The organism is Streptomyces sp. NPDC093071 (assembly GCF_044754545.1).
Taxonomy (GTDB): Bacteria; Actinomycetota; Actinomycetes; order Streptomycetales; family Streptomycetaceae; genus Streptomyces.
In genome coordinates, this window is the sequence record NZ_JBIVPH010000004.1 from 588,539 (window position 1) to 609,598 (window position 21,060).

The following is a 21,060-nucleotide window of genomic DNA, read 5'->3' on the forward strand; positions in this document are numbered from 1 at the left end:
CGTCACCAGGCGAAGGCCTCCGGAGAGGGACCCGGGCCGGGGAAGATCTCGTCGAGCCCGGCGAGGAGCTCCTCTCCCAGCTCGACCTCCAGGGCCCGCAGGGCGCCGGCCAGCTGCTCCGGGGTGCGGGGGCCGACGATCGGCCCCGTCACGCCGGGCCGGGTGAGCAGCCAGGCGAGGCCGACCTCGCCCGGCTCCAGGCCGTGCTTGTCGAGCAGGTCCTCGTAGGCCTGGAGCCGCGCCCGGGACGCCGGGTCGGCGAGCGTGGCCGCCGCGCGCCCCTCCGTGCGCCGCTTGCCCTCGGCCTCCTTCTTCAGGACCCCGCCGAGCAGACCGCCGTGCAGCGGCGACCAGGGGATGACCCCGAGCCCGTACTCCTGCGCGGCCGGGATCACCTCCATCTCGGCGCGCCGCTCGAAGAGGTTGTAGAGGCACTGCTCGCTGACGAGCCCGACCGCGCCCCTGCGCGCGGCGATCTCGTTGGCCTGGGCGATCTTGTACCCGGGGAAGTTGGACGACCCCGCGTAAAGGATCTTCCCCTGCTGAATGAGGACGTCGACGGCCTGCCAGATCTCCTCGAAGGGAGTGGCGCGGTCGACGTGGTGGAACTGGTAGAGGTCGATGTAGTCGGTACCGAGCCGCTTGAGGCTGCCCTCGACGGCCCGCCGGATGTTGAGGGCGGAGAGCTTGTCGTGGTTGGGCCAGGCCTCGCCGTCGGCCCCCATGTTCCCGTACACCTTGGTGGCGATGACGGTGCGGTCGCGGCGGCCGTCGCCCTTGGCGAACCAGGAGCCGACGATCTCCTCGGTCCGCCCCTTGTTCTCACCCCACCCGTACACATTGGCGGTGTCGAAGAAGTTGAGCCCCGCGTCCAGCGCCGTGTCCATGATGGCGTGGCTGGTGGCTTCGTCCGTCTGAGGCCCGAAGTTCATCGTGCCGAGGACGAGTCGGCTGACCTTGAGTCCGGTGCGTCCGAGCTGCGTGTACTCCATGGGACACCAGCCAACTGCCTGGAGTGCGCTCGAAGCAAGGGCGGCCCGCCTACTGGCCGGCCACCGCCGCCACCGCGATGATCACGAACATCAGTACGAGCACACCGGCCATGATCCGGTTACGAGTCTTCGGGTCCACCCTCCGAGGTTAACCCGCCCCGTCCGCGCCCCCGCCCAGGGGCCAGCCCCCGACCCGCTCGTACCGGGGCCGCTCCCCCCGCACCCCGCCCACCGGCAGGCGGGACCGCACCAGGGTCAGCTCCCCCGCCTCCCACCGACCGCCCTCGAACCCGTCGAGCACCTCCAGGAACGGCCCCGGGTCCATCCCGTCGTCCCGCCCCCGGGCGACGGTCAGGTGCGCCCGGTACCGGCGGTGCTCCTCCATCGCGATCCCGGCCCGCCGCGCGGCCGCGTCGGACCGCTCGGCGAGGAGCCGCAGCGCGTCCAGGTCCCCGGCGACCCCGGCCCACAGCGCCCGCCGCCCGAAGTGCCCGCCCCCGTGGAGCCGCAGCGAGAACGGCGGGGTGCGGGACGCGGCCCGCTCCAGCCGCGCCCGCAGCTCGGGCAGCGCCGCGTCCTCCACCTCCCCCATGAAGGCGAGCGTGAGGTGCCATCCGGCCCGCGCGGTCCAGCGCACCCCGCCGGCCCCCGGGAGCCGGTGCAGCCGGTCCACGACCTGCCCGAGCTCGTTCAGCCGCTCCGGGGGCGGCAGGACGGCGGCGAAGAGCCTCATGGGAGGAGTCTGGCAGGACAACGACCCGCGGCGGTGGAACAAAGCGCTTCCCCGATCACCCACCCCCACCCAAAAGGTCATACGACTAACCTCACCCGGATGGAGATCAACATCAGGAAAGGCACGACAGAGGACCTCCCTGTGGTGCTCGGCATCCTCGACAGCGCCGTGGCGTGGCTGAACGGCAAGGGCATCACCGCCCAGTGGGGCACCGAGCCGTTCTCCGCACGGCCCGCAGCGGTGGAACAGGTCCAGCGGACCATGGCCGAGGGCGACCTGTGGATAGCCGAGGCGAACGGCGTACCGGCGGGCACGATGACCCTGACCCCCCGCCCCGGCAAGCACGTACCCCCCGCGCCCGAACCGGAGGTGTACGTACGCCTCCTGGCGACAGAGGCCCGCTTCCACCACCACCGCGTAGGCGCGGCCCTCCTGGCCCACGCGACGACAGAAACCCGCCGCCAGAAGATCTCCCTCCTCCGGGTGGACTGCTTCGCGGGCAGCGAGGGCCGCCTGGTCGCGTACTACGAGAAGCAGGGCTTCACCCGGACGGACACGTTCGCGGTGGGCGACTGGCAGGGCCAGATCCTGGAACGGCGCGTCTGACGACGACGTACGGAAGGGGACGGGGCCGGAGCGGGGGAGGTGGTGTCCGGGCGTAAAAGCGTCTTGAACCCGCGAAGCGTGGTGAGACGCAGCCCGGACACCACCTCCCCAGCGGAGGCCCCGCCCCCGTCACCCACGCCCCGAGGACTACGCCGCAGTCGTCAAACGCTCCCGCGCCACGAACCGGACCTGCGGATGCCCCCGCCGCCACCCCACGGCGACCTTGAGCCCCCCGACCCGAGCGAGCACGAGCCCCACGACAACGGCCGCCGCGAGCGAGATCAACCCGCCCGCAGCGAAGCCGACCCGAGCGCCGTACGCATCGGTGACCCACCCGAGCAGCGGAGCGCCGATCGGCGTCCCCCCGGCGAATACCATCATGTAGAGGCTCATGACCCGCCCCCGCATCGCGGGATCCGCGGCCATCTGCACGGCGGAGTTGGCGGTGACGTTGACCGTGAGCCCGATCATGCCGATCGGCACGAGCAGCAGCGCGAACATCCAGAACGTCGGCGACAGCGCCGCGACGACCTCCAGCACACCGAAGACACCCGCCGCGATCACGAGCATCCGCAGCCGGGTCGAGCCCCGCCGGGCCGCAGCGAGGGCGCCCACGAGCGACCCGGCGGCCATCAACGTATTGAGGAACCCGTACGTACCGGCCCCGACATGGAACACCTCACCGGAGAACGCGGTGAGCCAGATCGGAAAGTTGAACCCGAAGGTCCCGACGAACCCCACCAGCACGATCGGCCACACCAGATCGGGCCGTCCGGCCACATACCGCAGCCCTTCCCGGAGCTGCCCCTTCCCCCGCGGAACCCGCTCCACCTTGTGAAGCTCACCGGTACGCATGAGCAACAGGCTGACCACGGGCGCGACGAAGGACAACCCGTTCAACAGAAAGGCCCACCCGCTCCCGACCCCGGCGATGAGAACACCGGCGACAGCGGGCCCGACGAGCCGAGCGGACTGAAAGTTGGCCGAGTTCAGCGAAACAGCATTACGAAGCTGCCCAGGCCCCACCATCTCGGACACGAACGACTGCCGCGCCGGATTGTCGACGACGGTGACCATGCCCAACAGAAAAGCGATCAGGTACACATGCCACACCTGAACGTGCCCGGACAGAGTGAGAACGGCAAGCGCGACCCCACACAACCCGAGCGCGGCCTGGCTGGCGAGAAGCAGCTGCCGCTTCGGGTACCGGTCGGCGATGACACCGCCGTACAGGCCGAAGAGCAGCATCGGCAGGAACTGGAGGGCCGTCGTGATGCCGACGGCGGCGGCCGAGCCGGTGAGGCTCAGGACGAGCCAGTCCTGGGTGATCCGGGCCATCCACGTACCGGTGTTGGAGACGATCGCTCCGGTGAAGAACAGCCGGTAGTTCCGGATCTTGAGCGAGGAGAAGGTCCCCCCGCCCCGACGGGTGCAGGTATCGGTTTTGTGGACGGGTGCGGAGTCTGCTCCGGGTCCCGTACTCAAAGTGCGTCGCCTCCTCGGCTCGGGGTCTACAGGTGTGCGAGCTTCTCCAGGACGGGGGCGGCCGCGCGCAGCTTGGCCCATTCGTCCTCGTCCAGACCCTCGGCGAGCGCGGCCAGCCAGGCGTTCCGCTTGCGGCGGGACTCTTCGAGCATGGCCTCGGCCTGCTCGGTCTGGCTGACCACCTTCTGCCGGCGGTCGTCGGGGTGCGGCTCCAGCCGGACCAGTCCCTTGGCTTCGAGCAGCGCGACGATGCGGGTCATCGAGGGTGGCTGGACGTGCTCCTTGCGGGCCAGCTCGCCGGGGGTCGCGGAGCCGCAGAGCGCCAGGGTGCCGAGCACCGACATCTCGGTGGGGCTCAGCGATTCGTCGACGCGCTGGTGCTTGAGGCGTCGGCCCAGCCGCATGACGGAGGAGCGGAGCGCGTTCACGGCCGCGACGTCGTCGGCGGTGCCGTGGGACAGGTCAGGCATGTTCTTTAGCCTAACTCATTACCCTCTCTAAAGACCACCGGAGCCCACCGACGTCGCACGAATCACACGCCGCCCCCACCCGCCCCCACACACCCGCGACAACACATCCCGACCCAGATCACGCTTCCGCATCCATGTATCACCCAAATGAGTGAGTCGGATCCAGAAAGTGACGCAAAGAAGCCCCGGCTGCCCCGACCCTGACGGCATGGGATCGACAGTGCTCAGCCTGCGCATCGACGGTGAGCTGCTCGACCGGCTCAGGAGTCACGCCGCGAAAAGAGGAATGAGCGTCCAGGACTACGTGGCCCGGACGCTCATTCGCGAGGATTTCGACGAGCGGTTCAAGACCGCCGTCGACGAGACGGAGAAGTTCTACGGTGCGGAGGGGACGGAGGGGGAGCCGCCGCAGGCCCCCGCCCCGCCCCGGGATCATGTGAGGCCGAGCGCCGGCATCGCGTAGTAGAAGACGAAGACCGCCGACACGACGTACATGGCCACCGGGACCTCACGGCCCCGGCCGGCCGCGAGACGCAGCACGCTGAAGGCGATGAAGCCGATGCCGATGCCGTTCGTGATCGAGTACGTGAACGGCATCATCACCATGGCCAGGAACGCCGGCACCGCGATGGTGAAGTCGCTCCAGTCGATGTCCCTGACCGAACCGGCCATGATCAGGAAGCCGACCGCGAGCAGCGCGGGGGTGGCCGCCTGGGACGGGACCATGGTGGCCAGCGGCGTGAGGAACAGCGCCACGGAGAAGAGACCGCCGGTGACCACGGAGGCGAGGCCGGTCCTGGCCCCTTCGCCGACGCCCGCCGTGGACTCCACGAAGCAGGTGGTGGCGGAGGAGGAGGTCGCGCCGCCGGAGGCGACGGCCAGGCCGTCGACGAGGAGGACCTTGTTGATGCCGGGGAAGTTGCCGTCCTTGTCGGTCAGCTTGGCCTCGTCGCCGACGCCGAGGATCGTGCCCATGGCGTCGAAGAAGCAGGACAGCAGCACGGTGAAGACGAAGAGGACGCCGGTCAGGACGCCGACCTTGTGGAAGCCGCCGAAGAGGCTGAACTGCCAGAAGAGGCCGAAGTCGGGCGAGGCGACCGGGTTGCCGGGCCACTCCGGGGTGGTCAGGCCCCAGGACGGGACGTCGGCGACCGCGTTGATCACCATGGCGACGATCGTCATGACGACGATCGAGATGAGGATGGCGCCGGGGACCTTGCGAACGATCAGCGCGAGGGTGAGCAGCGCGCCCAGGACGAAGACGAGGACCGGCCAGCCGGTGAGGTGCCCGTCGCCGCCGAGCTGGAGCGGGACGGTGGTGTGCGCGGCGTCGGGGATGCGGGAGACGAAGCCCGAGTCGACGAGGCCGATCAGCATGATGAAGAGGCCGATGCCGATCGCGATGCCCTTGCGGAGCCCGGCCGGGACGGCGCTCATGACGCGCTCGCGCAGGCCGGTCGCGACGAGCAGCATCACGACGAGGCCGGCGAGGACGACCATGCCCATGGCGTCGGGCCAGGACATGCGGGGCGCGAGCTGGAGCGCGACGACCGTGTTGACGCCGAGGCCGGCGGCGAGCGCGATCGGGACGTTGCCGATGACGCCCATGAGCAGGGTGGTGAACGCCGCCGTGAGGACGGTGGCGGTGACGAGCTGGCCGCCGTCGAGCTGGTGCCCGTACATGTCCTTGGCGCTGCCGAGGATGATCGGGTTCAGCACGATGATGTAGGCCATCGCGAAGAAGGTGGCGAAGCCGCCCCGGACCTCGCGGGCGACGGTCGAACCGCGCTCGGAGATCTTGAAGAAGCGGTCGAGTCCGGAGGTCGGTTCGGGGGAACCGGACGGCTCGGGGGAAGGGGCCTTGGCGGTGGCCGTGGTGCTCATGGGAATCCTCGTAGAAGAGTGTCCGTTTTGGCGGTTCATACGAAGGAAACCCGCCACAGGCAAACCGTTTCAGTATGAACACATGAACGAGCGAGCGTCCATCTCCGCGCGTAGACAAGAATTCGCGCCACCTAGACTGGCCCCCATGGCGAAGTGGACACCGAAGCACGAGGCACCCGAGCCCCTGGAAGGGCCCGTCGTCGCCACCATCACCGGCGGAACGATCCTCTGGTTCGTCCTCTTCCTCGTGCAGGTCCCCTTCTACGGCTGGTTCGACGACCGGGACCTGACCTGGTGGGTGTGGACCTGCCTGGCCGGAGCGGGGCTCGGCCTCATCGGCATCTGGTACGTCCGGAAGCGGGACGCGGCGCTCAAGCGACACGCGGCGGCGACGGCGGCACCGGGGGAAGCCCCGGAACACCCGGCTCCGTAACGCCACCCGACACACCACCGGCACCATCCGACACACCACCCGGCACCGGGGACGACCCCGGCAACGGCCCTCGGAGTAGTACCAGGGGACCACCCCCGTCCCCCCAGGGTCCGATCCTCACCCCCATATCCCCCTCTCCGGCAGGTGAACGCCCGATTCCGGCCGTACCGTCGAGAGCATGACGCAGCGGGCGAAGATCGACACCGACAGCAGGGGAACGGACGGGGGCGGACCGCCCGTCGAGCACCGCCCGGCCGGGCTCACGTCCGCCGAGGTCGCGGAGCGGGTCGCGCGCGGGGAGGTCAACGACGTCCCCGTACGGAGCTCCCGCTCGGCCGTCGACATCGTCCGGGCGAACGTCTTCACCCGCTTCAACGCGATCATCGGCGTCCTGTGGGTGATCATGCTCTTCGTCGCGCCGATCCAGGACAGCCTCTTCGGCTTCGTGATCGTCGCGAACACCGGCATCGGCATCATCCAGGAGCTGCGCGCCAAGAAGACCCTTGACGGGCTCGCCGTCATCGGCGAGGCCAAGCCGACGGTCCGGCGCGACGGGACCGCCGCCGAGCTGTCCACCTCGGAGATCGTCCTCGGGGACCTGATCGAGCTGGGCCCCGGCGACAAGGTGGTCGTGGACGGGGTGGTGGCGGAGGCCGACAGCCTGGAGGTCGACGAGTCGCTGCTCACCGGCGAGGCGGACCCGGTGGTGAAGAAGCCGGGCGACCCGATGATGTCGGGCTCGTTCGTGGTGGCGGGCGGCGGCGCGTTCACGGCCACGAAGGTCGGCCGCGAGGCGTACGCGGCGCAGCTCGCGGAGGAGGCGTCCCGCTTCACGCTCGTCCACTCCGAGCTGCGCAGCGGCATCTCCACGATCCTGAAGTACGTGACGTGGATGATGATCCCGACCGCGACCGGTCTGATCATCAGCCAGCTGATCGTCAAGGACACCAACCTCAAGGACTCGATCGCCCGGACCGTCGGCGGCATCGTCCCGATGATCCCGGAGGGCCTCGTCCTCCTCACCTCGGTGGCCTTCGCGATCGGCGTGGTCCGCCTCGGCCGCAAGCAGTGCCTCGTCCAGGAGCTGCCGGCGATCGAGGGCCTGGCCCGGGTGGACGTCGTCTGCCTGGACAAGACGGGCACGCTGACCGAGGGCGGCATGGACGTGACGTCCCTGCGCCCGCTGAACGGCTCCGACGAGCCGTACGTACGCAAGGTCCTCGGCGCGCTCGGCGCGTCCGACCCGCATCCGAACGCCTCCCTCCAGGCGATCATCGAGGCCTACCCGGACGCGGACGGGTGGCGCTGCACGGAGGCGCTGCCGTTCTCCTCGGCCCGCAAGTACAGCGGCGCGACGTTCGACGAGGGCGGCGGCGAGGAGTCGTCGTGGCTGCTCGGCGCGCCGGACGTGCTCCTGGCGGAGGGGGACCCGGCGCTCGCCGAGACCGACCACCTGAACGAGCAGGGCCTGCGGGTCCTCCTCCTGGCCCGTACGGACCGCGAGCCCGGCGCCCCCGGGGCGGCGGAGGCGGCCCGCCCGACCGCGCTGGTGGTCCTGGAGCAGCGGCTGCGCCCGGACGCGTCCGACACCCTCGCGTACTTCGCCGACCAGAACGTCGCCACCAAGGTCATCTCCGGCGACAACGCGGTCTCGGTCGGCGCGGTGGCCGGGAAGCTGGACCTGCCGGGGGCGGAGCACACGGTGGACGCCCGCACGCTCCCGGAGGACCGGGAGAAGATGGCGGAGGTGCTGGAGGAGAACGCGGTCTTCGGCCGGGTCACCCCGCAGCAGAAGCGGGACATGGTGGCGGCGCTCCAGTCGAAGGGCCACACGGTCGCGATGACCGGGGACGGCGTGAACGACGTCCTGGCCCTGAAGGACGCGGACATCGGCGTCTCGATGGGCTCGGGCTCGGAGGCGACCCGGGCGGTCGCGCAGATCGTCCTCCTGAACAACTCGTTCGCGACGCTGCCGTCGGTGGTGGCGGAGGGCCGCCGGGTCATCGGCAACATCACGCGCGTGGCGACCCTGTTCCTGACGAAGACGGTCTACTCGGTGCTGCTCGCGGTCCTGGTGGTCTGCTCCCAGGTCGAGTACCCCTTCCTGCCCCGCCACCTGACCCTGCTGTCCACCCTGACGATCGGCGTCCCGGCCTTCTTCCTGGCCCTGGCCCCGAACAAGGAGCGGGCGAAGCCGCACTTCGTGCGCCGGGTGATGCGGTACGCGATCCCCGGCGGGATCATCGCGGGGGCGGCCACCTTCACCACGTACCTCCTGGCCCGCCACCACTACAGCGGCGAGGGCGCCCTGGAGGCGGAGACCAGCGCGGCGACCCTGACCCTCTTCCTGGTCTCCCTCTGGGTCCTCGCGATCATCGCCCGCCCCTACACCTGGTGGCGCCTCGCCCTGGTCGCCACCATGGCCGGCGCCTTCCTCCTCGTCCTCGTCGTCCCCTGGCTCCAGGACTTCTTCGCCCTGAAGCTGGTCGGCACGACGATGCCCTGGGCGGCGGTCGCGATCGCGGCGACGGGCGCGGCGCTCCTGGAGGTCGCCTGGCGCTGGGTGGACCGGAGGTTCCCGGCGTAGCCGCACGGATCGTCTGGAGGACGACATGACCACGGAACTCTTCGCGGGCATCCCCGTGACCGACTACACCGCGGCCCTCCCCTGGTACGAACGCCTCTTCGGCGCCCGCCCGTCGTTCCTGCCGCACGACACGGAGGCGGTGTGGCAGCTCGCCGAGGGCCGCTACGCCTACGTCGTCGAGGACCGCGAGCGCGCGGGGAACGCCCTCCTGACGACCTTCGTCGACGACCTGGACGCCCGGGTCGCCGCACTCGCCGACCAAGGCCTCGAACCCGTACGGCGCGAGACCTACGACACCGTGACCAAGGTGACCTACCGGGACGCGGACGGCAACGAGATCAGCCTGGGCGGCGGGCCGCTCTGAGGCGGACGCGAGGCGAACGCGAGGCGGACGCGACCGGCCGGTCTCAGTCCGTCAGGAAGGCGCCCTCGCGGCAGGCGCGGCAGACGAAGACGTAGCCCAGCTGCCCGCCGAGGTTCATGGCGGTCTCCCGGGACATCCCCTCCTCCAGGTGCGCCGCGAACTCCATGGTGCCGGCGCAGGAGGGACACGCGGGCAGGCGGTCGTCCTCCAGGTAGGAGGGACTGCCTCCGAGCGACCCGAGCACTTCGCGCTGCTTCCCGAACCGTTCGCCGGGCTCGCGCCCCCACCCCTGGCGGGCGACGTCGTAGGCGTCGGGCTCGTACTCCTCCTCGCCGTCCTCCTCGTCGGCCTCCTCGGGATCGAACGCCACCCCGTGGACGCGGATGGCCGAGACGACGGGCAGCAGGGCGAGCCCGGACTCGGGTACGGCCACGGGCCGCAGGCCCTCCCGGGGAAACAGGTGGACCCTGTTCGCGCTGGACCGCGCGTCCCAGAACTCGCACGCGCCGGGATCGTTCTGGCACAGGAACACCGACAGGACGTCGTCCTCCACGGGAAGGTGCGCGAAGAACTGCAGCGGCCCCCCGCAGCCGCACACCGGCCAGACGAACCCGGTGGGAGCCAGCGGCACGCCCCCGGTGCGCGGGGCGTCGGAATCGGCCGGCGCGGGGCCGTCGTAGATCATCAGGTTCGTCTGCACGGCGAGAGGCTACCGGCGACCGCCGACAGGGCCCGCGAGGCGGCGGCGCCGCCGTCCCCCATACTCCGGCCAGGACAGAATGTCACTGTCCCCCGAAAGAGTAAATCTATCGCGGCGGGAGTAGATTTCTTCTCCCGACGGGTCTAACGTTTTCCTCGTAACCCAGAAGTCGAAGGACGCGGCAGGGACGCACTGCCGCGTACGCAGGTCGAGAAGGTGCGGAACGGCGGCGGAGCGGCGGAGCCGGAAGTGACGGGTTCCTCCACTGGCCGCCGGGCCGGGCGGCCCCAGGGGCCGTGAGCGGTACCGAAGTGAAGTGCACGGAAGAGAGAAGGAGCAGGACGCCATCAGGATCGCCCGGGCGAGCACGGCAGCCCGGGTACCGCAGGCCCCGGATTGGAAGGTGGTCCCCGGTCACGCAACCGCGATCCCCGCGGCCCCGCCCACGAGGCGGCACCCGCGGAACGAGAAACCCGGCGCAGTCGGCCGGTAGATGGTGTTGAAAGCTCGGGGCCCGGACGCCGCTACGGCGTCCGGGCCCCTCGACGCGTCCCCGGAAGAAGAGGTCTATGCCCCCTCGCAGCACCCGCCCCGCCGACAAGTTCGACGACGAGGACTACCCCGCCTACACCATGGGCCGGGCCGCCGAGATGCTCGGCACCACCCCCGCCTTCCTGCGCGCCCTGGGCGAACACCGCCTGATCACCCCGCTGCGCTCCGGCGGCGGCCATCGCCGCTACTCCCGCTACCAACTGCGCATCGCCGCCCGCGCCCGCGAACTCGTCGACCAGGGCACCCCCGTCGAAGCCGCCTGCCGCATCGTCGTCCTCGAAGACCAACTCGAAGAGGCCCAGCGCCTCAACGACCGCTACCGCCGCGCGTCGACCGACCCGAACCCACCGCCCCCGAAGTGAACCGGGCACCGGCCGCGCGACGGGTTCCCCGCGTCCTGGGCCCTCTGCGCACGTGGCCGGACAGAGGACTCGGCGGTGCCGAATTCGGCTGCGGCGGGCGCGCGCACCCGCATACCGTGTCCCCATGAGGAACGCGCGTGCGACCGGCCCCCGGGGCTTCAGGTAGCCCGTCAGGAGATGCCTGGCGGTGGCTGCCCGTGGGAGTTTCCGTGGCCCGTACCGCTCATCACCCTTCCCTCGCCCGCCGGAGGGGCTCCTCCGACTGGCTGCCGGGGGAGCCGCTCCACGCCGTCGTGCTCCACGACCTGAGGTACGGCGCCGGGGAGCTCGCCGCAGCCGTCCGGGAGGGCCGGCGGGCCCGGCCGCGTCCGGTCCGGCGGACGGTCGCGGTCTACTCGCTGCCCCGGCACCGGTGGGACAAGACCGTCGCGCACTGGGCCGCCGAGCAGGAGCGCCGGGCCCGGCAGCTGCTGCGGAAGCGGATCGGTACGGTCCTGGGGCTGGTGAACACCCCCGGCGGGGTGCTCGACCCGGACGCCGCCGACGCCGTCGACATACCGCCCGCCCGGCACCGGCACAGCGGGGTCTGGGTGGCCTAGGGCCTGTCCGGCGGATCAGTCGAACCAGCGGTCCCGCGACAGTTCCTCCGTGCGGGTCGGGTCCTCCAGGAGGGCGGCGACCTCGAAGCGGCGGGGCCACTGGCCGGCGGCCCAGGCGAGGCCGGCGGCGACGCCTTCGAGGGTGGCGGCGTGGACGGTGCCGTCGGGGGTGCGGCGCCAGTCGAGTTCGGTGCCGCCCGCGCGGAGTTCCTCGTGCTCGACGTAGAAGCCGGGGGTCGCGGGGCCGAGGAGGGCGGTGACGGAGTCCGGGACGCCGTGCTCCTCGCCGGTCGTCGTGACCTCCGCCTCGACCGTCTCGCTCAGGCGCCGCACCTGGAACAGCTCGGCCAGGTCCACCGCCCGGGACGGGGAGACCGGGAGGAGGGGGAGCCCGGCCGTCAGGGGCAGGAGGTCGGGGGCGTCCGCGACCACCGCGTCCGCCGCGTCGACCACGGTCACGACCCCGTCGACGACCGCCCGCAGCTCGTCCGGGAGGGTCACCTGCTCCGGGTCCAGGTCCGCCAGGGCCGTGTAGAGGGCGTGCAGCTGGGGGGCCGTCACCGTGCGGTCCGGGTCCGCCAGGCGGGCCAGGAGCTCGGCCGCGCCGCCCGGCTCGTCCAGGAGCGCCGGGACCGAGGTGCGGACGCCGAGGGCCCGCAGGACCTGCTCGTCCTCGAAGCCGGTCGCGTCGGCGGAGTCGTACAGGCCCATCAGGAGGGGGTCGGTGCCGGCGGCGCGCAGTCCGGCCGGGCGGCGGCCGTCCAGGACGGGGTGGTCCCGGAGCCACCAGGCCGTGTACGGGCGGACGGTCTCCGTCGTGCCGTCCGGCAGGAGGACCCGTACGGGCTGGATCAGGGCGTCCCTCAGGGGCGGTGCGGCGAGCAGGGCGAGCGCCTGCGGCCAGGCGTCGTCGTCGACCAGGTCCAGGTCCCGTACGGCGACGATCTCCGTCGCCACCGGCGGCACCGGCGACTCCGGGAGCCGGTCGAGGACGTCCTCGCACCACACGTCGACCGCGTCGAGGAGCCCGGCGTCGTCCGGCTCCGGGTAGTCGCCCTCGCGGGGCTCGACCTCGTCGGGGTCGAGGACGAGATCACTCGTACGGACGAGGGCGAAGGTGGCGAGCACCCCGCACGCGGTGAGGGGCTGCTCGCCCCAGCGGGCGGCCAGGCCCGCGTCCACGAAGGCGATCTCGTCCTCGCGGACGACGGCGGCGAAGGGCGAGCCGGGCAGGACGAGTTCGCTCGCCGGGGCGAGTTCGCCGTCCTCGTCGGGGAGCGCGAGCGCGCCCAGCCACGGCTCCTCGCCGGGGGCGAGCTCCGCGTCCCTGACCAGGGTGAGGACGGTCTCGGCCAGCTCCTCCGCGTCCAGGGCGTCGACGTCCTCGTCCCAGATCTCGCCCACGTCGAGGGAGGCGGCGACCGCGAGCCGGACCTGGTGGGTCGTCAGGATCGCGCGGGGGGTGGCGGGCAGGGCGCCGAGCTTCTCCAGGAGCGGGTGGGCCGCGTCCGGGTGGGCCACCTTCAGGCCGAGCCGGGCCAGCTCGGGCGGGGTGCCCGTCTGCGGCAGGAGGACCTGGCGGGGGCCGATCGCCGTACGGGACCGGGTGCCGCCCTCCTCCTCGGCCAGCGGCACCGGCAGGCCGGTGAGCCGGTCCGGGTCGACGCCGGCCAGGGAGTCGTAGAGCCGCCACCACCAGGCGGCGGGCCGGTCGACCCCGGCGAGGCGGTCGATCGCCTCGGTCAGCGGGACCCGGCCGACGCCGAGCGTGCGCAGCTCGGGGCGGCGCTCCAGACCGGCCGGGAGGAGGGTCGGGAAGACCTCCGCGAGCACGTTCACGGTGTCCGCGCCCGCGCCCTCCACGACCTCCGCCTCGATCGGGCGGAGCGCGGGCAGCTCCTCGGTCGGGGCGGCGGGCGCCAGGAACCCGACGCGCGGCAGCCGGTCGAGGATCGCCTCGCGCAGCGCCCCGTCGAGCGGGCCCTTGCCGAACGGGCCGGGCACGAGGTCGAGCGCGGCGGTCGTCACCGGCCGCCAGTCCGCGAGGAGTTCGGCGTACGCGTCGGCCGCCCTCTGCACCAGGAAGTCGGTGAGCGGGCCGGGCGCGGGGTGGCGACGGGCGGTGTCGAGCGGCAGGGACGCGATGAGGAGGGCGGGGATGCCCAGGGGTTCGTCCGTAGGGGTGGGGGCGTGCACGACGGGCGTGGTCTGCGGGTAGCGCGGGGCGCCCTCGTCGTCCACGGGCACGGCCCAGGTGATCGACCAGTAGGGGCGCAGCCGCTCCTCGACCGGGCGGTCCCTGAGGAGTTCGGGGTCGAGCGGGCCGCCGTGGGTGACGGTCCGCCAGCGGTGCGCCCCGGTGGCGGAGTCGCGCGCGGAGCCGCGTCCGGAGCCGCGCGCGGAACCGCCCGCCGGGCCGCTCGCCGAGTCCTCGATACGGACGTAGCCGTCGGCCTCGGAGCGGCGGAGCGTTCGTACACCTTCGGGTGTCTCCACGACGACCTCGGACAGACCCGGAAGAGTGAGCAGCAGGGCGTCGTCGACCGACGAGAGGAGCCGCTCGGTGAGGTCCAGGGCGGCCGCGTCGCGCAGCGGCAGGACCACGACGGTGTCGTATCCCTCGGGCGCGGTGCCCTCGGCGGGCAGCGGGAGGCGCAGCAGGGGCACGTGGCCGTCGCGGCGGCGCAGTTCGTCGCCGAGGCCCGGGCTGTAGCGGGCGGTCTCGGCGGCCATCTCGCGGGCCTCAGCGAGGGACCAGCGGACGCCGCCGTGGCGGCCGAGGACGGCGGGCTCGTCGGTGACGGCGAGGACGGCGGCGAAGCCGACGCCGAAGCGGCCCACGGCCCCCGCGCCCCCTTCCCCGCCCTGCTCGCGCTTGGCGGAGGCGCGGAGGGTGGACAGCGACTCGGCGCCGGTGGCGTCCAGCGGGGCGCCGGTGTTGGCGGCGGCGAGGACGGCGGGGCCCTCGGAGTCCGCCGGGTGGAGGGTGAGGCGGAGGCGGCCGGTGACGCCGGCGCGGTGGGCGGCGTCGGCGGCGTTCTGGGCCAGCTCCACGACCAGCCGGTCGCGGTAGCCGCCGAGCGCGAGGTCCTCCTCGGCGTTCGCGTCCTCCCGGAACCGGGCGGGCGAGGCCCCCCAGGCATCGAGGACGCCGCGGCGCAGCCGTGCGGTGCCGAAGGGGTCGGTTCCGTCGGTCGTCGTCCGGACGCTGACGCTCACGTCTGACTCCACTCTGCGGGGCGGTGATTCGGGCGGGGCCGGTACGGCACCGCGCCAGGGGCCCGAAGGTACCGCGCCGCGCGGTGCCGCCTCCGTCGCGGGCGGGTGTTCCGCCGGGGGCGGGTGTTGGTTCCGCCGGGGACGGGTGTTCCGCCCGGGGCGGGTGTTCGTTCCGCCGGGGCGGGGCTCGTTCCGCCGCAGGCCTCGGCCCCGCACGTCGCGGGCCGCGCCCGCGCGCTCGCGCCGGGGCGTGGAGGGGTCCCTCCGTACGGGCAGGGCAGGGAGGGCCGCGGCCGGGCCCCGTCCCCTACGAGTGGCCCAGGTCCTCCAGGACCTCGTCCGGTTCCGTGGTGGAGCCGGAGTCCTTGGAGGGGCGGAGCGGGAAGGCGTCGACGGCCGTCGAGTCGAAGACCGGGAGCGCGGGGCGCGGCGGCTTCGGCATGACGGCGGCCTCCGAGTGGCCCCCGCAGCCGTACGACAGGGAGACGACCCGGCCGTCCGCCGGGGAGAACTCGTTGGCGCAGAGGCCGAAGGACTGCTTCAGGGAGCCGGCGAGCGGCACCAGGAAGGCGCAGGACTCACAGGTGGCGGGGGCCGCCTGCGCCATCGCGGTCCTGGCGCCGAAGGCCTCGTCCCAGCGGTCGGCGGCCACGTGCAGGCCGTAGCGGGACAGGACCCGGGCCCGGCGCATCCCGAGCTCGTCGGCGACCGACGCGATCGTGCCCCGCGAGGGGGTGCGGGTCACGATCTCGGCGTCCTCGGCGTCGAGGTGGTCCGCCAGCTCCTCCGAGACCGGGGAGTTCGGCGGCGGCGCGTCCTCGCCGGTGTAGCCGGGCTCCAGGCGCGGGTCGTCCTGCTCGGTCGGCAGCAGGTCGCCCGGACCCATGTCGCCGGGGCGCAGCCGCTCGCTCCACGGCACCCACTCGGGGGCGAGGAGGGCGTCGGAGCCGGGCAGCAGGACGGTTTCGTCAAGCGTGACGTTCTTGGCGCGGGAGGCGCGCGCGACGGTCACGGCCCAGCGCCAGCCCCGGTAGCCGGGCTCCTTGCACTCGAAGAAGTGGGTGACGACGCGGTCGCCCTCCGCGACGACCTCCACGTGGGCGCCGACGATCCCGGGCGCGGCCGCCTCCTCGGCGGCCTCCCGGGCGAGTTCCACCGCCTCGGCGCACAGGCGGTCGGGGGTACGCGTGGCTCGCGGGGCACGCGGGGTACCGCTTCGCGTCGTCGCAGCACTCACAGGTATCGCTTCTCTCCTACGCCGTCTCACAGGTGCGCCGGCCGGGAGGCGGGAGCGAAGCAACGGGCGGCGGGCGGAGCGGACCGGAGGGCCGCATCGACGTCCGCGCCCGACGTGTCTCGCGCGTCTCGGGCACACCTAACGCCATCCATTCTGCGGGATGCCGAAGAGGCGCGCGGCCGAGAGCTTCCGCCGGTGACGCGCTACGCACGCTACCCCGTTCGCGGGCCGCCGCCCACCTGCCCGCCCCAAGAGGGCCGCATCGCGGTCGGGACGACCGCCCGCGAAGCCCCGGGAACCCCGGAAACACGGGGCCCGCCCCGACCGGGAAAGCCCCGACACCCGGGGTCGGCCGCGCGCCCGGTGTTTCCGGGGAAGCCCGATTCCCCCGGCCCCGGCCGTACGAACCACCGCCCCCGCCCGGCCCCGTTCGGCGGTCGGGCCGGGCCCGGGCGACACGCCCGGAGCGTGGAGGGGTCCGGGGGGTCCGGCGGAGAGGGGCGCGGGTGCTCCCCCGGGGCGCGGGCGTTCCGGGCGGGTCGGATGTCCGCCGCGTCACGTCACGATTCACACCGCGCGCTTGGGGCACTATGACGGGGTGGCAGCCGCACGGTCCCCCGTACGATCCGAGGATCACGCCGGGCCGCTCCGGAGAGCGGGCCGGTCGGTCGGCCGTGCCCTGCACCTGCCGTTCACCGGCACGGCGAAGGGCATCCGGAAGGCCACCCACGCGCACGGCGCGGGCGAGTCGGGGCTCGGCAAGCTGATCGAGCTGCACGCCGTGAACGGCGCCGGGGACGTCATGATCACCGTCGCCCTCGCCTCGACCGTCTTCTTCTCCGTGCCGACCGACGAGGCCCGCGGCCGCGTCGCCCTCTACCTCGCCATCACCATGGCCCCGTTCACCCTCCTCGCCCCCGTGATCGGCCCGCTCCTGGACCGCATCCCGCACGGCCGGCGCGCGGCGATGGCGGGCGCGATGGGGACCCGCGCGGTCCTGGCGATCATGATGTCCGGGGCCGTCGCCACCGGCGGCATCGAGCTCTACCCGGCCGCACTCGGCGTGCTCGTGGCCTCGAAGGCGTACGGGGTGGTCCGCAGCGCGGTCGTGCCCCGGCTGCTCCCACCGGACTTCTCGCTGGTGAAGGCGAATTCCAGGGTCACCCTGGCCGGGCTGCTCGCCACCGGGATCGCCGCGCCCGTCGGCGCGGGCCTCCAGATGATCGGGCCGGGCTGGCCGCTGTACGGCGCGTGCGCGCTGTTCCTGCTCGGCGTGTTCTGGGCGCTGCGGATGCCGCCCAAGGTGGACTCCGCGAAGGGCGAGCGGCGGGCGCACCTGCTGACCCACGGCGAGAAGAAGCCGAGCCTGCGGACGGTCGGCCCGGCCGTCCTGCACGGCCTGGCGGCCAACGCGGCCCAGCGGATGCTGTCCGGCTTCCTGATCTTCTTCCTGGCGTTCCTGCTGCGCGAGCACCCCCTGTCGGGGCAGAGCGCCGCCGTCTCCCTCGGCATCGTGGGCGTGGCGGCGGGCGTCGGCAACGCGTGCGGGACGGCGGTCGGCTCGCTGCTCCGGGACCGGGGCCACGGGCCCGAGGTGATCATCGCCACGATGATCAGCGTGGTCCTCGGGACGGCGATCTGCACGGCGGTCTTCTTCGGCGGCGTCATGGTCGCCGTCCTCGGCGCCGTCGCGGGCCTCACCCAGGCCCTGTCGAAGCTGTCCCTGGACGCGCTGATCCAGCGGGACGTGCCGGAGGTGGTGCGCACCTCGGCGTTCGCCCGCTCCGAGACCGCCCTCCAGATGGCGTGGGTGGTGGGCGGCGCGATCGGCATCGCGCTCCCCCTGAACGGCACCCTCGGCATGTCCGTCGCCGCCGCGATCCTCGCCCTGGGCGCCCTCCTGGCCGTCCGCGGCCTCCTCTCGGCCGCCCGCCGCCGCCCGGGCCCGAAGAACCGTTCGAAGACGCGGGTGGCGTGACGGCCGGTGCGGAAGGCGCCCCCCGGCGGTCCCCGGACGGTCCCCCGGCGGTCCCCGGACGGTCCCCCGGCGGTCCCCGGACGGTCCCCCGGCGGTCCCCGGCGGCCCCCCGGCGGTACGGATGGCCCAGCCCTTCCGGTACGCGGAGGCGGCACGCCGTACCCCCGCGTGGCGCGGAAGCGGCGGCCCGATAGCCTTCGGCTCATGACCGTTGCGTTCTTCTCCGGCTCGCGCCGCCGGACCGCCGTCGCCCTCGGGGCCGTCTCCGCCGGGCTCCTCGTCCTCTCCGCCTGCGACAAGCCGACTCCGCTCGCGACCCTGACGGTCGGGACCGAATCGGTCCACTCCGAGGCCGCCTGCTACAACGGCGGCGACGCCATCAAGGAGTCGCAGGTCCAGGAGTGCCTCAACAAGAAGGCCGAGAAGACCCTCACCGTCGCACCGGACGACAAGATCCGCTTCGGCGTCGACCCCGAGATCGCCGACAACGGCTGGACGATCTTCCTCGGCGGCCAGCAGGCCGAGGCCGAGCCGTACAAGAAGACCTACCGGACCATTCCGGCCAGCGCCTTCTTCGCCAGCCAGAGCCAGACCGGCGAGACCCTGGACAAGACCCAGGTGACCATCGTCGAGAACACCGGCAAGAAGCTGACCGGCATCTGGCACTTCCAGCTGAAGAAGGAATCCTGATCCGCCGGTGGTCCACCGGATCCTGATCGTGACGGCCGTGGCGGCGGAGGCGGACTCCGTCTCCGCCGGCCTCGCCGCCGTCGCGACCCCCGCCCCGGAGCACGTCCCGCTGCCCGGGGGGCTCGCCCTGCGCCGCCACGCGGACGGGGACCGCACGCGCGTCGACGTCCTCGTCGGCGGGGTCGGCCCCGCGTCGGTCGCCGCCGCGACGGGCACGGCCCTGGCGTACGCGTCGCTGACCAGCGGGGAGCACGACGCCGAGCACGGCGCCGACCGTGGGGAGCGTCCCCACGATCCGCCCTACGACCTGGTCGTCTCCGCCGGGATCGCCGGCGGGTTCCAGCCGGCCGCCCCGCTCGGGTCCCTCGTCGTCTCGTCCGCGATCGTCGCCGCCGACCTCGGGGCGGAGACCCCCGACGGGTACCTCGCCGTCGAGGAGCTCGGCTTCGGGCGGTCCATCCACCCCGTGTCCGGGGCGCTGACCGGCCGGATCGCCGCCGCCCTGACCGCCGGGGGCGTGCCGTGCGCCGTCGCGCCCGTCCTCACCGTCTCCACCGTCACCGGCAGCGCCCGGCGCGCCGCCGAGCTGGCGGAGCGGCATCCCGGGGCCGCCGCCGAGGCGATGGAGGGCTTCGGCGTCGCCGAGGCCGCCGCCGCGTACGGGGTGCCCGTCGTCGAACTCCGGGCCGTGTCGAACGCCGTCGGCCCCCGCGACCGCGCCGCCTGGCGCATCGGGGACGCCCTGGACGCGCTCCGGCGCGGCGTCCCGCTCCTCGGCCGAACCGTCTTCGTGGAGGCGCCGTGCACCTGAAGATCGCCTATTCGCCCTGCCCCAACGACACCTTCGTCTTCGACGCCTGGGCCCACGGGCGCGTCCCGGACGCCCCCCGGCTCGACGTGACCTTCGCGGACATCGACGTCACCAACGGCTGGGCCGAGAGCGGCACCGACGCGCACGACGTCCTCAAGGTGTCGTACGCCGTGCTGCCCTGGATCCTCGACGAGTACGCCCTGCTGCCCTGCGGAGGCGCCCTGGGCCGGGGCTGCGGGCCGCTCGTCCTGACCCGGGAGGCCGGGACGGGCGCCGGCCTGTCCGGGAAGACCGTCGCCGTGCCGAGCGAGCGCTCCACCGCCTACCTGCTGTTCCGGCTGTGGGCGGCCGAGGCCGTGCCCGGCGGGGTCGGGGAGGTGGTCGTGATGCCGTTCCACGAGATCATGCCCGCCGTCCGCGACGGCAAGGTCGACGCGGGGCTCGTCATCCACGAGGCGCGCTTCACGTACCAGGAGTACGGGCTGCACCGGCTCGCCGACATGGGCGAGCACTGGGAGTCCACGACGGGCCTGCCGATCCCGCTCGGCGCGATCGTCGCCCGCCGCTCGCTCGGCGCGGAGACCCTCCGGCGGCTCGCGGACGCGGCCCGCGCGTCCGTGCGGATGGCCTGGGACGACCCGGCGGCCTCCCGGCCGTACGTCATGGAACACGCGCAGGAGATGGACCCGAAGGTGGCGGACCAGCACATCGGGCTTTACGTGAACGAGTTCACGGCCGACCTCGGCGAGCACGGCTACGCGGCGGTGCGCGGGCTGCTCACCCGCGCCGCGGCCGAGGGACTCGTACCGCCCCTCGGCCCGGACGCGCTGTCGTTCCCGTAGGACGGATCAGACGTCGAGCTGGTCGGCGACCGCCCGCAGCAGACCGGCGATCTTCTTGCCCGCGGCCTTCTCCGGGTAGCGGCCGCGCTCCAGCATCGGCGTGATGTTCTCCAGGAGCGTCGTCAGGTCCTGGACGATGGAGGCGAGTTCGTCGGGCTTGCGGCGCTGGGCCGCGGCGACGGACGGGGTGGGGTCGAGGATCGTGACGGACAGCGCCTGGTCGCCGCGCTGGCCGGCGACGACTCCGAACTCCACCCGCTGGCCCGGCTTCAGTGCCTCGACTCCGGCGGGGAGCACCGACGAGTGGACGAAGACGTCGCCGCCGTCGTCACGGGAGAGGAAGCCGAAGCCCTTCTCGCTGTTGAACCATTTCACCTTGCCGGTAGGCACGTCCGTCCTCGTCCTCGTCGATGGGGATGGCAAACGGCGGGTCGACCGACCCGCCGGCACCAAGGCTAATGGTCCGGAGGCCGGTGACAAGACGTCGCCGATGTGTTCCTACGGCCTGGGAACTAC

20 protein-coding genes are annotated in these 21,060 nt (G+C 73.0%); 11 read left to right on the top strand and 9 right to left on the bottom strand.

The window, feature by feature from the left end; genetic code table 11:
- Positions 1 to 2: 2 nt before the first annotated feature.
- Both ACIQD7_RS19705 and thpR read right to left on the bottom strand, forming a co-directional pair.
- The gene (locus ACIQD7_RS19705) at positions 3 to 992 is read right to left on the bottom strand and encodes an aldo/keto reductase (RefSeq protein ID WP_402443007.1); all 990 of its coding nucleotides are present in this window, start codon (positions 990 to 992) and stop codon (positions 3 to 5) included.
- A gap of 148 nt (positions 993 to 1,140) precedes the next feature.
- Positions 1,141 to 1,725: an RNA 2',3'-cyclic phosphodiesterase gene (gene thpR / locus ACIQD7_RS19710; protein ID WP_402443009.1), complete on the bottom strand. Its 585-nt coding sequence runs from the start codon at positions 1,723 to 1,725 to the stop codon at positions 1,141 to 1,143.
- 99 nt (positions 1,726 to 1,824) lie between these two features.
- Here thpR and ACIQD7_RS19715 point away from each other — a divergent pair, with 99 nt between their 5' ends.
- Positions 1,825 to 2,331 carry a GNAT family N-acetyltransferase gene (locus ACIQD7_RS19715; RefSeq protein WP_402443011.1) on the top strand — a complete coding sequence of 169 codons (507 nt, stop codon included), beginning with the start codon at positions 1,825 to 1,827 and terminating at the stop codon, positions 2,329 to 2,331.
- A 147-nt stretch (positions 2,332 to 2,478) separates the two neighbouring features.
- On the opposite strand, the gene ACIQD7_RS19720 is transcribed toward ACIQD7_RS19715, so the two are convergent.
- Both ACIQD7_RS19720 and ACIQD7_RS19725 read right to left on the bottom strand, forming a co-directional pair.
- Positions 2,479 to 3,816: an MFS transporter gene (locus tag ACIQD7_RS19720; RefSeq protein ID WP_402443013.1), complete on the bottom strand. Its 1,338-nt coding sequence runs from the start codon at positions 3,814 to 3,816 to the stop codon at positions 2,479 to 2,481.
- Between the two features lie 26 nt (positions 3,817 to 3,842).
- On the bottom strand, positions 3,843 to 4,286 hold the full coding sequence (locus ACIQD7_RS19725; RefSeq protein WP_121828228.1) for a MarR family winged helix-turn-helix transcriptional regulator: 444 nt from the start codon (positions 4,284 to 4,286) through the stop codon (positions 3,843 to 3,845).
- Between the two features lie 208 nt (positions 4,287 to 4,494).
- Between ACIQD7_RS19725 and ACIQD7_RS19730 the strand changes: the two genes are divergently transcribed.
- A complete protein-coding gene (locus ACIQD7_RS19730) occupies positions 4,495 to 4,749 on the top strand; it encodes a hypothetical protein (RefSeq protein WP_121828227.1) in 255 nt (84 codons plus the stop codon).
- On the opposite strand, the gene ACIQD7_RS19735 is transcribed toward ACIQD7_RS19730, so the two are convergent.
- A complete protein-coding gene (locus ACIQD7_RS19735) occupies positions 4,719 to 6,170 on the bottom strand; it encodes an NCS2 family permease (RefSeq protein WP_161372799.1) in 1,452 nt (483 codons plus the stop codon). The genes ACIQD7_RS19730 and ACIQD7_RS19735 overlap by 31 nt on opposite strands.
- 145 nt (positions 6,171 to 6,315) lie before the next feature.
- Here ACIQD7_RS19735 and ACIQD7_RS19740 point away from each other — a divergent pair, with 145 nt between their 5' ends.
- From ACIQD7_RS19740 to ACIQD7_RS19750, 3 genes are all read left to right on the top strand, one after another.
- Entirely contained in the window at positions 6,316 to 6,603 is a 288-nt protein-coding gene (locus ACIQD7_RS19740) for a DUF2530 domain-containing protein (RefSeq protein ID WP_402443015.1), read from the top strand.
- Between the two features lie 178 nt (positions 6,604 to 6,781).
- Positions 6,782 to 9,190 (top strand): HAD-IC family P-type ATPase, encoded by a 2,409-nt coding sequence (locus ACIQD7_RS19745; RefSeq protein WP_402443016.1) that lies wholly within the window; start codon positions 6,782 to 6,784, stop codon positions 9,188 to 9,190.
- A 25-nt stretch (positions 9,191 to 9,215) separates the two neighbouring features.
- The gene (locus ACIQD7_RS19750) at positions 9,216 to 9,554 is read left to right on the top strand and encodes a VOC family protein (protein WP_402443018.1); all 339 of its coding nucleotides are present in this window, start codon (positions 9,216 to 9,218) and stop codon (positions 9,552 to 9,554) included.
- A gap of 43 nt (positions 9,555 to 9,597) precedes the next feature.
- Here the strand turns inward: ACIQD7_RS19750 and ACIQD7_RS19755 are convergent, their stop codons facing one another.
- Entirely contained in the window at positions 9,598 to 10,254 is a 657-nt protein-coding gene (locus ACIQD7_RS19755) for a hypothetical protein (protein WP_402443020.1), read from the bottom strand.
- Between the two features lie 569 nt (positions 10,255 to 10,823).
- On the opposite strand from ACIQD7_RS19755, the gene ACIQD7_RS19760 reads away from it, so the two are divergent.
- Entirely contained in the window at positions 10,824 to 11,168 is a 345-nt protein-coding gene (locus tag ACIQD7_RS19760) for a MerR family transcriptional regulator (protein ID WP_402443021.1), read from the top strand.
- Positions 11,169 to 11,377: 209 nt separating this feature from the next.
- Positions 11,378 to 11,767 carry a hypothetical protein gene (locus ACIQD7_RS19765; protein WP_402443022.1) on the top strand — a complete coding sequence of 130 codons (390 nt, stop codon included), beginning with the start codon at positions 11,378 to 11,380 and terminating at the stop codon, positions 11,765 to 11,767.
- A 15-nt stretch (positions 11,768 to 11,782) separates the two neighbouring features.
- Here ACIQD7_RS19765 and ACIQD7_RS19770 read toward each other — a convergent pair whose 3' ends face one another.
- Positions 11,783 to 14,998 (bottom strand): sacsin N-terminal ATP-binding-like domain-containing protein, encoded by a 3,216-nt coding sequence (locus ACIQD7_RS19770; RefSeq protein ID WP_402443024.1) that lies wholly within the window; start codon positions 14,996 to 14,998, stop codon positions 11,783 to 11,785.
- Between the two features lie 295 nt (positions 14,999 to 15,293).
- Entirely contained in the window at positions 15,294 to 16,223 is a 930-nt protein-coding gene (locus tag ACIQD7_RS19775; RefSeq protein WP_402443026.1) for a DUF3027 domain-containing protein, read from the bottom strand.
- A gap of 598 nt (positions 16,224 to 16,821) precedes the next feature.
- Between ACIQD7_RS19775 and ACIQD7_RS19780 the strand changes: the two genes are divergently transcribed.
- The 4 genes from ACIQD7_RS19780 to ACIQD7_RS19795 all read left to right on the top strand — a co-directional run bounded on the left by ACIQD7_RS19780 (position 16,822) and on the right by ACIQD7_RS19795 (position 20,544).
- The gene (locus tag ACIQD7_RS19780; RefSeq protein ID WP_402443028.1) at positions 16,822 to 18,201 is read left to right on the top strand and encodes an MFS transporter; all 1,380 of its coding nucleotides are present in this window, start codon (positions 16,822 to 16,824) and stop codon (positions 18,199 to 18,201) included.
- A 204-nt stretch (positions 18,202 to 18,405) separates the two neighbouring features.
- Positions 18,406 to 18,891, top strand: coding sequence for a DUF2771 domain-containing protein (locus tag ACIQD7_RS19785; RefSeq protein WP_402443030.1), 486 nt, complete (start codon positions 18,406 to 18,408; stop codon positions 18,889 to 18,891).
- Positions 18,892 to 18,898: 7 nt separating this feature from the next.
- Positions 18,899 to 19,702 carry a futalosine hydrolase gene (locus ACIQD7_RS19790; RefSeq protein WP_402443031.1) on the top strand — a complete coding sequence of 268 codons (804 nt, stop codon included), beginning with the start codon at positions 18,899 to 18,901 and terminating at the stop codon, positions 19,700 to 19,702.
- Complete coding sequence (locus ACIQD7_RS19795; protein ID WP_121828216.1) at positions 19,693 to 20,544, top strand: 1,4-dihydroxy-6-naphthoate synthase; 852 nt, start codon at positions 19,693 to 19,695, stop codon at positions 20,542 to 20,544. Before ACIQD7_RS19790 ends, ACIQD7_RS19795 begins: the two co-directional genes overlap by 10 nt.
- A gap of 6 nt (positions 20,545 to 20,550) precedes the next feature.
- Here ACIQD7_RS19795 and ACIQD7_RS19800 read toward each other — a convergent pair whose 3' ends face one another.
- Complete coding sequence (locus ACIQD7_RS19800; RefSeq protein WP_062753125.1) at positions 20,551 to 20,934, bottom strand: cold-shock protein; 384 nt, start codon at positions 20,932 to 20,934, stop codon at positions 20,551 to 20,553.
- Between the last annotated feature and the right edge of the window lie 126 nt (positions 20,935 to 21,060).